Here is a 12,141-nt window from a genome sequence, read left to right on the forward strand (position 1 = left end):
GTGCTCACGTTTCGCGGGGTCTCGCAGAACTCGCTTCGCTCAAACAACTGCGAGCCCTGATCCGCGAAACGCTCCGCTCCTCAGCGCATCCAGAGGGGCTTGAAGACCGCTCGGGCCTTTGCTTCGCTCGGCCCACAACGCGCTGCAGGCGCGTTGCGCCTACAGCGCTGGGGCTTGTTGTTCTTGTGTTTCGTCGGGCCGAGCGAAGCGATGGCCCGTTCATCTCCCCAATCCCTTCTGGCTGCGCCGAGGAGCGCCGCGGTTCGCGGATCAGGGCTCGCGATTGTCTGAGCGAAGCGAGTTCGAGCGAGACCCCGCGAACCGCGAGCACCGCAGGTTGCCCGCAGCGAAGCGGAGGGACGCAGACAGCAGGGTCGCCTTTTCTTTGCTTACTTTCTTTTGGCGAAGCAAAAGAAAGTGAGTCGCCCGCCGGGGCGAGACCCGGCCCCGCCCTCAAACAAAGCGCAGAGGCACAAGAATGCTCACGGTAAAGAACATCCACCAGTACTACGGCGGCTCCCACATCCTCCGCGACCTCAGCTTTGAAGCCCGGCTCGGCAAGGTCACCGTCCTGCTGGGCCGCAACGGCGTCGGCAAGACCACGCTGCTGAAATCCCTGATGGGCCTGGTTCCCATCAAGAGCGGCAGCATCGAATTCGACGGCCAGCCGATCCAGAAGAAGACGCCCTATGACAGAGCCCGGGCCGGCATGGGCTTCGTCCCCCAGGGACGGGAAATCTTCGCCCGCCTCACGGTCGAGGAGAACCTGCGCATGGGCCTGGCCTACAAGAGCGGCAGCACCCCGATCCCCTCGGAGCTGTTCGAGCTCTTCCCCGTGCTCCAGCAGATGATCCACCGCCGAGGCGGCGACCTCTCCGGCGGCCAGCAGCAGCAGCTCGCCATCGCGCGTGCGTTGGCACCGAAGCCCAAGCTGCTGATCCTCGACGAGCCCACCGAGGGCATCCAGCCTTCGATCATCAAGGACATCGGTCGCGTGATCCGCATGCTGGCCGACCGCGGCGACATGGCGATCGTGCTGTGCGAGCAGTACTACGATTTCGCGCAGGAACTGGCCGACGACTACCTGGTGATGGAGCGCGGCGAGGTGATCGCGCGCGGGCTGGGCAAGGACATGGAAGCCGACGGCGTGCGCCAGCTGGTCGCGATCTGAGGCGCCCAAACTGACAGAACCGTCATGAATCCGACAGCGTGCGGTCTGTGGCGGGTGCCTAGAGTGCATCCACCATGGACGCATCCGATGCAGCACGCGCGCGACGACCGGCGCGCCTTCTCCGTTCCCCGCCAGCGACGCTGAGCCTGCTCGCGTTGGCGACGCTGCTGCTGGCCGGCTGCGCGGTCGGCCCCGACTATGTCCGCCCGCCGATGGACCTGCCGGTGGCCTACAAGGAAAGCGGCGGCCCCTGGAAGACCGCGGCCCCGCAGGCCGTCGACGCCAGCCATCCCTGGTGGGAGGCCTACGGCGACCCCGTGCTCGGTGCGCTGATCGTGCAGGCCAACGCGGCCAACCAGAACCTGCGCGTGGCCGAGGCGCAGTACCGCCAGGCGCAGGCCATCACCGCGGCGGCGCGGGCGAACTTCTTCCCCAGCGTCGGCCTCAACGCCGGCGCCAGCCGCGCACAGACCAACAGCACCGGCGCCGTCCGGCTCGGCACCACCGACACCCTGGGCCTGGGTGCGAGCTGGGAGCCCGACCTCTGGGGCGCCGTGCGCCGTTCGGTCGAGGCCGGCAGCGCCAGCGAGCAGGCCAGTGCCGACGACCTGGCGGGCGCGCGCCTGAGCATCCAGACCACGCTCGCGCAGGACTACCTGCAGGTGCGCGTGATCGACCTGCAGCGCGACCTCTACGCCAGCACCACCGCGGCCTATGCCAGGGCGCTCGAGCTCACGCAGCACCAGTACGCCGCCGGCACCGTGCTGCGCTCCGACGTGGCGCTGGCCGAAAGCCAGCTCAGGACCGCGCAGGCCCAGGCCGTGGACCTCGAAGCCCAGCGCGCGCAGCTCGAGCATGCGATCGCGGTGCTCACGGGGCAGGCGCCCGCCGCCTTCTCGCTGGCACCGCTGGCCGCGTCAGCGCAGCCGCCGACCGCCGAGACGCTGTCTTCTTCCGCCGCCTTGCGCGTGCAGCTGCCGGTCACGCCCGCCGGCCTGCCCTCGGAACTGCTGGAACGCCGCCCCGACATCGCCGGTGCCGAGCGCCGCGTGCAGGCCGCCAACGCCAACATCGGTGTTGCCAAGGCCGCGTACTTCCCGCAGATCGTGCTCAGCGCCAGCGGCGGCTTCAGCGCCGCCGGCCTGGCCACGCTGTTCGACACGCCCAGCCGCGTCTGGTCGCTGGGCGCGGCGCTGGCGCAGACGGTGTTCGATGGCGGCCTGCGCAAGGCGCACACCGACCAGGCCGTGGCCGCCTACGACGCCTCGGTCGCGCAATACAAGCAGACCGTGCTCGGGGGCTTCCAGCAGGTGGAGGACAACCTGGCCACGCTGCGCGTGCTCGAGCGCGAATCCGCGCTGCAGGCCGACGCCGTGCGCGCCGCGCAGCTCGCCGAGCGGCTGGCGCTGAGCCAGTACCGCGCGGGCACCGCCACCTACCTGAGCGTGGTGACGGCGCAGACCCTCTCGCTCACCAACCAGCGCACCGCCGCGCAGGTGCTCGGCCGCCAGCTGGCCGCCAGCGTGTCGCTGATCGCGGCCACGGGCGGCGGCTGGAACGCCGCCGACGCCACCGCCGTGGCCGCCGCACCGAAGACTTCCGGGAACTGATGCCATGACGACCGCCGACACCGCCACTCCTCCTCGCCGAACCGCCGGGCTCGCGGCCGCCGCGCTCGTGCTGCTGCTGGGCGGCGGGGCCTGGGCGCTCACGCACCAGGCCGCCCATGCCGCCAAGCCCGAGGCCCCCAAGGCGCCGCCGCCGGTGCAGGTCAGCACCGCGCGCGTGACGCCGCAGAACGTGCAGGTCTATCGCTCGGGCATCGGCACCGTCGCCTCGATGGCCACCGTGACCGTGCGGGCGCGCATCGACGGCCAGCTCGACAAGGTCGGCTTCGTCGAGGGGCAGGACGTGAAGGCCGGCCAGCTGCTGGCGCAGCTCGATCCGCGCACCCTGCAGGCCCAGCTCGCGCAGGCGCAGGCCACCCGGGCCCGGGACGCGGCCCAGCTCGCGAACGCGCGCGCCGACCTCCAGCGCTACACCACGCTGCTCGGGCAGGACGCGGCCACGCAGCAGCAGGTCGACACGCAGAAGGCGCTGGTGCACCAGCTCGAGGCCACGGTGCAGAGCGATGCCGCGCAGGTGCAGTACGCCCAGGTGCAGCTGAGCTTCACGCGCATCGCCTCGCCCATGAACGGGCGCGCGGGCGCCCGGCTGGTGGACCCGGGCAACATCGTGCACGCGGCCGATACCAACGGGCTGGTGGTGATCAACCAGATCGACCCCATCGCGGTGCAGTTCACGCTGCCCGAGGATGCGGTGCAGGACATCCACCGCGCGCAGCAGCAGCAGAGCGCGCAGCCGCTGGCGGTGGTGGCCTATGACCGCGCCGGCACGCAGCTGCTGGGCACCGGCAAGCTGATCCTGCTGAACAACCAGATCGACACCGGCAGCGGCACCGTGCAGCTCAAGGGCAGCTTCGCCAACCCGCAGCACACGCTGTGGCCCGGCCAGTACGTGAACGTGCGGCTGCAGCTCGACCGCCGGCCCGATGCGCTCACCGTGCCCGCCGCCGCCATCCAGCGCGGCCAGGACAACACCTACGTCTGGGCGGTCGATGCCGAGGACAAGGCGCAGAACGTGGCCGTGCACGTGGTGCAGATCGCCGACGGCACGGCCGTGGTCGACAAGGGCCTGGTGGCCGGCCAGCGGGTGGTGACCGACGGGCAGTACAAGCTCAAGCCCGGCGTCACTGTCGTCGAGCCCCCAAAGCCTGCCAGCGGGAGCCGCAATTGAGCATCTCCGCCGCCTTCATCAAGCGCCCGATCGGCACCACGCTGCTGGCGCTGGCGATCCTGCTGGTCGGCGCGGCGGTGTTCCCGCTGCTGCCGGTGGCGCCGCTGCCGCAGGTCGACTTCCCGACCATCCAGGTCTCGGCCTCGCTGCCCGGCGCCAGTCCGGAGACCATGGCCTCGAACGTGGCGCAGCCGCTGGAGCGGCAGTTCTCGCTGATCGCGGGGCTGTCGCAGATGACCTCGACCAGCGGCCTGGGCTCCACGCAGATCACGCTGCAGTTCGACCTCGACCGCAGCATCGATGCGGCCGCGCTCGACGTGCAGGCCGCGATCAACGCCTCGACCGGCCAGCTGCCGGCCAACCTGCCGAGCCCGCCGACCTTCCGCAAGGTGAACCCGGCCGACTCGCCGATCCTGATCCTGGCCGTGCAGTCGAAGACGCTGCCGCTGACCGAGGTCAACGACTACGCCGACAACATCCTCGCGCAGCAGATCTCGCAGATCTCCGGCGTGGGCCTGGTCAACATCGGCGGCGTGCAGAAGCCCGCGGTGCGGGTGCAGCTCGATCCGGCCAAGCTGTCCGCGCTCGGGCTGAGCCTGGAGGACGTGCGCACGGTGCTGGCCTCGGCCACCGTCAACCAGCCCAAGGGCACGATCGACGGCGTCGACCAGAGCTTCACGGTCTACACCAACGACCAGCTGCTCAAGGCCGGGCCGTGGAACGACGTGATCCTGGCCTACCGCAACGGCGCGCCGATCCGCGTGCGCGACCTGGGCGTGGCGGTCGACGGCCCAGAAAACGCGAAGATCGCCGGCTGGGCCTATGCCGGCGCCGCCGCGCCCCAGGGCAGCACGGTGCAGAACGGCCGCTCGATCGTGCTCGCCATCACCAAGCAGCCGGGCGCCAACGTGATCGAGACGGTGGACCGCATCAACGCGGCGCTGCCCAAGCTCAAGGCCTCGATTCCGCCCACGGTGGAGGTCAACGCCATCATCGACCGCACCGAGACCATCCGCGCCTCGGTCAAGGACGTGGAGTTCACGCTGCTGCTGACCATCGCGCTGGTGGTGGCGGTGATCTTCGTGTTCCTGCGCAACGTGCCGGCCACGCTGATCCCCAGCGTGACCGTGCCGCTGGCGCTGCTGGGCACGGTGGCGGTGATGTACCTGCTGGGCTACAGCCTGGACAACCTGTCGCTGATGGCGCTGACCATCGCGGTGGGCTTCGTGGTCGACGACGCGATCGTGATGCTGGAGAACATCTACCGCTACGTGGAAGAGGGCCTGTCGCCGCTGGAGGCCGCCTACAAGGGCGCGAGCGAGATCGGCTTCACCATCATCTCGATCTCGGTGTCGCTGATCGCGGTGTTCATCCCGCTGCTGCTGATGGGCGGCATCGTCGGGCGGCTGTTCCGCGAGTTCGCGGTCACGGTGACGCTGACCATCGTGGTGTCGGTGGTGATCTCGCTCACGCTCACGCCCATGCTGTGCTCGCGCTTCCTCAAGAACGAGCATGCGCGCCGGCACGGCCGGCTCTACCAATTGTTCGAGCGCGGCTTCGACGCGATGCTGGGCGGCTACAAGCGCGGCCTGCACCTGGTGCTGCGCCACCAGTTCCTCACGCTGATGGTGTTCATCGCCACGGTGGCGGCCACGGGCTTCCTGTTCGTGGTCATTCCCAAGGGCTTCTTCCCGCAGCAGGACACCGGCTTCATCTCCGGCTTCGCCGAGTCGGCGCAGGACAGCTCCTTCGTCTCGATGAACAGGCGCATGGTGGCGCTGGCCGACGTGGTGCGCCAGGACCCCGACGTGACCGGCTTCGGCATGAACGGCAGCTCGTCGACCTTCAACAGCGGCAATTTCTTCATCAGCCTCAAGTCCAAGGAAGCCGGCCGCACCGCCACCGCCGACGAGATCATCGCGCGGCTGCGGCCGCAGCTGGCCAAGGTGCAGGGCGTGAACCTGTTCCTGCAGGCGGGCCAGGACATCCGCGTGGGTGCGCGGGCCTCGCGCACCCAGTACCAGTACACGGTGACCGACTCCAACCTCGACGAGCTCAACACCTGGGCGCCCAAGCTGCTGCAGCGTTTCCGCGAGCTGCCCGAGCTCACCGACCTGGCCTCGGACCAGCAGAACGCGGCCGCCTCGGCCGTGCTGACCATCGACCGCGACCGCGCCGCGAGCTTCGGCATCACGCCGGCCACCATCGACGCCACGCTCTACGACGCGATCGGCCAGCGCCAGGTGGCCCAGTACTTCACGCAGCTCAACAGCTACCACGTGGTGCTGGAAGTCATGCCCGCGCTGCAGCAGGATCCGTCGCTGTTCGGCAAGCTCTACCTGAACTCGCCGCTGACCGGCCAGCAGGTGCCGCTGTCGACCTTCGTCAAGGTCGACACCAGCCGCAACGCCTACCTGGCGATCAACCACCAGGGCCAGTTCCCGGCCGTGACGATCTCCTTCAACCTCGCGCCGGGCCATGCGCTGGGCGATGCGGTCAACGCGATCAACAAGGCCCAGGCCGAGATGGGTCTGCCGCAGTCGCTCAGCGGCGCCTTCCAGGGCACGGCCCAGGCCTTCCAGGACTCGCTGTCCTCGCAGCCCTACCTGATCGCGGCGGCGCTGGTGGCGGTGTACATCGTGCTGGGCCTGCTCTACGAGAGCTACATCCATCCGCTGACCATCCTCTCGACGCTGCCCTCGGCCGGCGTGGGCGCGCTGCTGATCCTGATGGCCGGCGGCTACGACCTGAGCGTGATCGCGCTGATCGGCATCATCCTGCTGATCGGCATCGTGAAGAAGAACGGCATCATGATGATCGACTTCGCGCTCAAGGCCGAGCGCGAGCAGGGCATGGCGCCGCAGGAGGCGATCTACCAGGCCTGCCTGCTGCGCTTCCGCCCGATCATGATGACCACCATGTGCGCGCTGCTCTCGGGCCTGCCGCTGATGCTGGGCCACGGCTCGGGCTCGGAACTGCGCCGGCCGCTGGGCTACGCGATGGTCGGCGGTCTGATACTGTCGCAGGCACTCACCCTGTTCACGACACCCGTGGTCTACCTCTACCTCGACCGAGCCCACTTCTGGTTCCAGCGCCGCAAGGAGGCGCGCGCCGCGCGCAAGGCCGCCCGCACGGAACCAGGGGAGGCCGCGGCCACGCCATGAAGATCCTGATCGTCGAGGACGAGCTCAAGACCGCCGACTACCTGCACAAGGGCTTGACCGAGCAGGGCTGCGCGGTCGACATGGCGCACAACGGCCTGGACGGCCAGCACCTGGCGCTGCAGCACGACTACGACGTGATCGTGCTCGACGCGATGCTGCCCGGCCTCGACGGCTTCTCGGTGCTGCGCGCGCTGCGCACGGTCAAGCAGACGCCGGTGATCATGCTGACCGCGCGCGACAGCGTGGAAGACCGCATCAAGGGCCTGCACGACGGCGCCGACGACTACCTGATCAAGCCCTTCTCCTTTCTGGAGCTGCTGGCGCGGCTGCAGGCGCTCAACCGGCGCGGCCGCACCCAGGAGCCGATGCAGCTGCGCATCGCCAACCTGCAGATCGACCTCTTGGGCCGCAAGGCCTTCCGCGGCGGCACGCGCATCGACCTCACGGCCAAGGAGTTCGCGCTGCTGGCGGTGCTGGCGCGGCGCCAGGGCGAGATCCTGTCGAAGACGGCCATCGCAGAGCTGGTCTGGGACATGAACTTCGACAGCAACACCAACGTGGTCGAGGTGGCGATCAAGCGGCTGCGCGACAAGATCGACGTGCCCTTCGCGGCCTCCTCGCCCAAGCTGCTGCACACCATCCGCGGCATGGGCTATGTGCTGGAACTGCGCGCGGAGGAGGGCGCGGCGCCATGAAGCGCTCGATCACCGCGCGGCTGGTGTGCATGTTCGTCGCGGCCTCGCTCGCGACCTTCGCGCTGGTCGGCGCGGCGCTGCAGGGCGTGCTCACGCGCGAGCTGGAGCGCCACCAGTACGAGGAGCTCGACACCACGCTCAAGAGCCTGCAGTTCTGGATCCAGTCGATCGGCACGCCCGAGCGCTGGGCGCGGGTGCAGGCCCGCATGGACGCGCTCACGCCCGAGGACGGAAGCGTGCGCTTCTGGGTGCTGAGCGACGACCCGCGCTTCCAGTACGGCAAGGGCCTGGCCGAGATCGACGGCCTGGTGCGCGAGGCCAACGGCCGCAGCAGCGACGTGATGCTGCCGGGCCAGGAGCGGCCCTTCCGCACGCTGTCGGTCCACATCCCGCCCTTCGAGAGCCGGCCGGCGGTGCGGCTGGTGGTCGGGCGCAATTCCGAGCCCTATGCGCGCACCCGCGAGACCTTCCTGAGCGCGCTGGTCGCGCTGGGCCTGGGCTCGGTGCTGGTGGTGGCGCTGGCGGGCTACTGGATCGCGCGGCTCGGGCTGCGCCCGCTGCAACGCCTGTCGCAGGAGGCGCAGGCGCTGCGGCCCAAGACGCTGTCGCAGCGGCTGCAGGCCGAGGCGCTGCCGGTCGAGCTCTCGGCGCTGGCCGAGGCCTTCAACGGCGCGCTGGCCCGGCTCGAGCAGGCCTATGCGCAGCTCGAGGCCTTCAACGCCGACGTGGCGCACGAGCTGCGCACCCCGCTGGCCAACCTGATCGGCGGCACCCAGGTCGCGCTCTCGCGCCAGCGGCCTGCGCCCGAGCTGCAGGAGGTGCTGGCCTCGAACCTCGAGGACCTGGAGCGGCTGCGCTCGATCGTCAACGACATGCTGTTCCTGGCCCGCGCCGACCGCGGCGAGCTGGCCACCGGCCTGGTGCGGGTGCCCATCGCCGAGGAGGTGCGCAAGACCATCGAGTTCTTCGAGTTCGTGCTCGACGACAAGGGCGTGAAGGTGCGCATCGAGGGCGACCTGGCGGCCGCGGCGCGCATCGAGAGCGCGCTGTTCCGGCGCGCGATGTCGAACCTGCTGCAGAACGCGATCGAGCATTCGGCGGCGGGCGCCGACGTGTCGGTCGCGCTGGACGAACAGGCCGAAGCCACCTGGATCCGGGTGTCGAACCCGGGCGAGCCGATCGCGCCGGCCCACATCGGCCAGCTGTTCGACCGCTTCTACCGGGTCGACGAATCGCGCCGCGGCCAGGGCGAGCACCATGGCCACGGCCTGGGCCTGGCGATCGTGAAGGCGGTGGCGGCGATGCACGGCGGGCAGGTCGGCGTCCGCAGCCAGGGCGGCGTCAACACCTTCGGCTTCAGCGTGTCGCGCCGGCCGGGGCCGGACGGCGAGGAGGCAGCGGCGCAGGCGGGCGCTCGGGAAATACCGGGTCCGCTGCAGGATCGGCCGGCTCGTGATACGGTTGGGAACCTAGGGTAACTACCCATCCCGCCGAAAAGGCCGGCCGCACGCCGCGTGCCCGTCGCCTTCGCCGACGCCACGTTCGCGGGCCGAGGCACTGCCGGCGGGGACCACCGACACAACGATTGAAGATGAGCTCCGTGACCGCCCCCACGCCCGCCGACGGCGCCGCCCCGAACGACCTGCCCGCGGTGTCCGACGCCGCGCGCGACCGCACCCTGCTGCGCGCCGTGCTGGCGCTGGGCATCGGCGGCTTCTCCATCGGCACCGGCGAGTTCGTGATCATGGGCCTGCTGCCCGAGGTCGCGAAGGACATCGGCACCACCATCCCGCAGGCCGGCCACGTGATCAGCGCCTATGCGCTGGGCGTGGTGATCGGCGCGCCGGTGCTGGCGGTGCTGGCCGCGGGCTGGAACCGCCGCGCGCTGCTGATCGCGCTGATGGGCGTCTATGCGCTGGGCAACTTCGCCTCGGCGCTGGCGCCGGGCTACGGCTCGCTCAACCTGCTGCGCTTCTTCACCGGGCTGCCGCACGGCACCTACTTCGGCGTGGCCGCGCTGGTGGCGGCCACGCTCGCGCCGCCGGGGCAGCGCGCCCGCGCGGTCGGGCTGGTGATGCTGGGGCTCACCGGCGCCACGCTGGTGGGCGTGCCCATCGCGGCCTGGCTGGGCCAGGTCTTCGGCTGGCGCGCGGCCTTCGTCTTCGTCGGCCTGATCGCGCTGCTGGCGATGGCCATGCTGCGCCGCGGCGTGCCCGACATGCCGGCCGCCTCCGGCGCCAGCCCGATGCGCGAACTCGACGCGCTGCGCCGGCCGCAGGTCTGGCTCACGCTGGGCATCGGCGCCATCGGCTTCGGCGGCATGTTCGCGGTGTTCAGCTACATCAAGCCCACGCTGACCGAGGTTGCGGGCCTGCCGCTGGGCGGCGTGCCCTTCGTGCTGGCGCTGTTCGGCCTGGGCATGGTCACGGGCAACATCGTCGGCTCGCGGTTGGCCGACAAGTCGCTGATGCGCACCATCGGCGGCCTGCTGGTCTGGTCGGTGCTGGTGCTGACCGGCTTCGTGTTCGCGGCCCACCACGTGGCCACGGCGGCGCTCGCCACCTTCCTGCTGGGCACCATCGTGGCCATCGGCGCGCCGCTGCAGATCCGGCTGATGGACGTGGCGGGCGAGGCGCAGACGCTGGCCGCCGCGCTCAACCACTCGGCCTTCAACACCGCCAACGCGCTGGGCGCCTGGCTGGGCGGCGTGGCCATCACGGCCGGCCTGGGCTGGACCTCCACCGGCTGGGTCGGCGCGCTGCTGGGCCTGGCCGGGCTGGGCATCTTCGCCTGGTCGCTCAAGGCCGAGCGGCGGAGCGCCGCCCCCACGGTCGGCACGGTCGCCGCGGAACGCGCATGAACCTGAAGAAGGCCGCTTCGCCCGCGGCCCTGCCGTGGCTGGTGGCGGCGGCCTTCTTCATGGAGAACCTCGACGGCACGGTGATCGTCACCGCGCTGCCGCAGATGGCGAAATCCTTCGGCGTGGCGCCGGTGGCCATGAGCATCGGCGTCTCGGCCTATGTGCTCACGCTGGCGGTGCTGATCCCGGCCAGCGGCTGGGTGGCCGACCGCTTCGGCGCGCGGCGCGTGTTCGCCGCCGCCATCGTGCTGTTCACGCTGGCCTCCATCCTCTGTGGGCTGAGCACCGACCTCGCCAGCTTCACCGCGGCGCGCGTGCTGCAGGGCGCGGCCGGCGCGATGATGGTGCCGGTGGGCCGCCTGGTGGTGCTGCGCAACACGCCCAAGCCGCAGCTCATGCGGGCCATCGCGACCATCACCTGGCCCGGGCTCGCGGCGCCGGTGCTCGGGCCGCCCGTGGGCGGCTTCATCACCACCCACTGGTCGTGGCACTGGATCTTCTTTCTCAACGTGCCGCTGGGCCTGCTGGGCCTGGTGGCGGCGATGCTGCTGATCCCCAAGGGCCAGGCCGAGACGCGCCGGCCCTTCGACTTCGGCGGCTTCGTGTTCACCAGCGGCGCCTGCCTGGCGCTGATGGCCGCAGTCGAACTGCTGAGCCATGGCGGCGAGGGCCTGGCGGCCGCGGGCAGCGCGGCGGCCGCGCTGGTGCTGGGCGTGCTGGCGGTGCGGCATGCGCGCGGCCATCCGCATCCGATGGTCGACCTGTGGGCGCTGCGCGTGCCCAGCTTCGCGGTCACGGTGTATGGTGGCTCGATGTTCCGCATCGCGATCGGCGCCGTGCCCTTCCTGCTGCCGCTGATGTTCCAGCTCGGTTTCGGGCTGAACGCCTTCGAGGCCGGCCTGCTGGTGCTCGCGGTGTTCGCGGGCAACATCGCGATGAAGCCCATGACCGGGCCGGTGCTGCGCCGCTTCAGTTTCCGCCAGGTGCTGCTGGTCAATGGGCTGATCAATGCGGCCGCCATCTTCGCCTGTGCGCTGATGTCGCCCGCCACGCCGGTGCCGGTGATCGCGGCCGTGCTCTTCGTGAGCGGCCTGGCGCGTTCGATGCAGTTCACCGCGCTCGCGTCGCTGGCCTTCGCCGACGTGCCGCAGCCGCGCATGAGCGGCGCCAACACCCTGTTCAACACCTTGCAGCAGATGGCGCTGGGCATGGGCATCGCGATCGGCGCGCTGGCCCTGCAACTGGCCGCGCTGCTGCTGGGCGGCCACGGCAGCCCCGGCTCGGCGCTGGCGCTCGACGAGTTCCGCATCGCCTTCGCCGTGATCGGCGTGCTGGCGCTGCTGCCGCTGTTCGACGTGCGCCGGCTGGCGCGCGATGCGGGCGACGAAGTGCGCCGACCTCTCGCACGGCCGAGCTGATTTCGTGGGCGCGACATCGCGCCCTTTCTTTTTTCGC

At 70.5% G+C, this 12,141-nt stretch carries 8 protein-coding genes; all 8 read left to right on the forward strand.

Annotated features, from left to right (window positions below; all coding sequences use genetic code 11):
* Nucleotides 1-478 precede the first annotated feature (478 nt).
* Complete coding sequence (gene urtE, locus QTI20_RS14875; RefSeq protein ID WP_286551977.1) at nucleotides 479-1,171, forward strand: urea ABC transporter ATP-binding subunit UrtE; 693 nt, start codon at nucleotides 479-481, stop codon at nucleotides 1,169-1,171.
* 74 nt (nucleotides 1,172-1,245) lie between these two features.
* The gene (locus QTI20_RS14880; RefSeq protein WP_286551978.1) at nucleotides 1,246-2,781 is read left to right on the forward strand and encodes an efflux transporter outer membrane subunit; all 1,536 of its coding nucleotides are present in this window, start codon (nucleotides 1,246-1,248) and stop codon (nucleotides 2,779-2,781) included.
* A gap of 4 nt (nucleotides 2,782-2,785) precedes the next feature.
* Nucleotides 2,786-3,967 carry an efflux RND transporter periplasmic adaptor subunit gene (locus tag QTI20_RS14885; protein ID WP_286551979.1) on the forward strand — a complete coding sequence of 394 codons (1,182 nt, stop codon included), beginning with the start codon at nucleotides 2,786-2,788 and terminating at the stop codon, nucleotides 3,965-3,967.
* Nucleotides 3,964-7,131, forward strand: coding sequence for an efflux RND transporter permease subunit (locus tag QTI20_RS14890; protein WP_286551981.1), 3,168 nt, complete (start codon nucleotides 3,964-3,966; stop codon nucleotides 7,129-7,131). The genes QTI20_RS14885 and QTI20_RS14890 overlap by 4 nt, the downstream gene beginning before the upstream one ends.
* Nucleotides 7,128-7,826, forward strand: a complete 699-nt coding sequence (locus QTI20_RS14895; RefSeq protein ID WP_183024115.1) for a heavy metal response regulator transcription factor — start codon at nucleotides 7,128-7,130, stop codon at nucleotides 7,824-7,826. The genes QTI20_RS14890 and QTI20_RS14895 overlap by 4 nt, the downstream gene beginning before the upstream one ends.
* Nucleotides 7,823-9,304, forward strand: a complete 1,482-nt coding sequence (locus QTI20_RS14900; protein WP_286551986.1) for a heavy metal sensor histidine kinase — start codon at nucleotides 7,823-7,825, stop codon at nucleotides 9,302-9,304. Before QTI20_RS14895 ends, QTI20_RS14900 begins: the two co-directional genes overlap by 4 nt.
* 113 nt (nucleotides 9,305-9,417) lie before the next feature.
* Nucleotides 9,418-10,686, forward strand: coding sequence for an MFS transporter (locus QTI20_RS14905; protein WP_286551988.1), 1,269 nt, complete (start codon nucleotides 9,418-9,420; stop codon nucleotides 10,684-10,686).
* Entirely contained in the window at nucleotides 10,683-12,104 is a 1,422-nt protein-coding gene (locus QTI20_RS14910) for an MFS transporter (protein WP_286551990.1), read from the forward strand. The genes QTI20_RS14905 and QTI20_RS14910 overlap by 4 nt, the downstream gene beginning before the upstream one ends.
* Nucleotides 12,105-12,141 lie beyond the last annotated feature (37 nt).

Origin of the sequence: Variovorax sp. J2P1-31, from assembly GCF_030317215.1 — a bacterium.
Lineage (GTDB): Bacteria > Pseudomonadota > Gammaproteobacteria > Burkholderiales > Burkholderiaceae_C > Variovorax.

What these genes read in the sequence shown, in the direction of transcription:
- QTI20_RS14895 (WP_183024115.1), top strand. Translation starts at nt 7,128, where the DNA reads ATGAAGATCCTGATCGTCGAGGACGAGCTCAAGACCGCCGACTACCTG.
- QTI20_RS14880 (WP_286551978.1), top strand. Translation starts at nt 1,246, where the DNA reads ATGGACGCATCCGATGCAGCACGCGCGCGACGACCGGCGCGCCTTCTC.
- QTI20_RS14905 (WP_286551988.1), top strand. Translation starts at nt 9,418, where the DNA reads ATGAGCTCCGTGACCGCCCCCACGCCCGCCGACGGCGCCGCCCCGAAC.
- QTI20_RS14900 (WP_286551986.1), top strand. Translation starts at nt 7,823, where the DNA reads ATGAAGCGCTCGATCACCGCGCGGCTGGTGTGCATGTTCGTCGCGGCC.
- QTI20_RS14910 (WP_286551990.1), top strand. Translation starts at nt 10,683, where the DNA reads ATGAACCTGAAGAAGGCCGCTTCGCCCGCGGCCCTGCCGTGGCTGGTG.
- QTI20_RS14885 (WP_286551979.1), top strand. Translation starts at nt 2,786, where the DNA reads ATGACGACCGCCGACACCGCCACTCCTCCTCGCCGAACCGCCGGGCTC.
- urtE (WP_286551977.1), top strand. Translation starts at nt 479, where the DNA reads ATGCTCACGGTAAAGAACATCCACCAGTACTACGGCGGCTCCCACATC.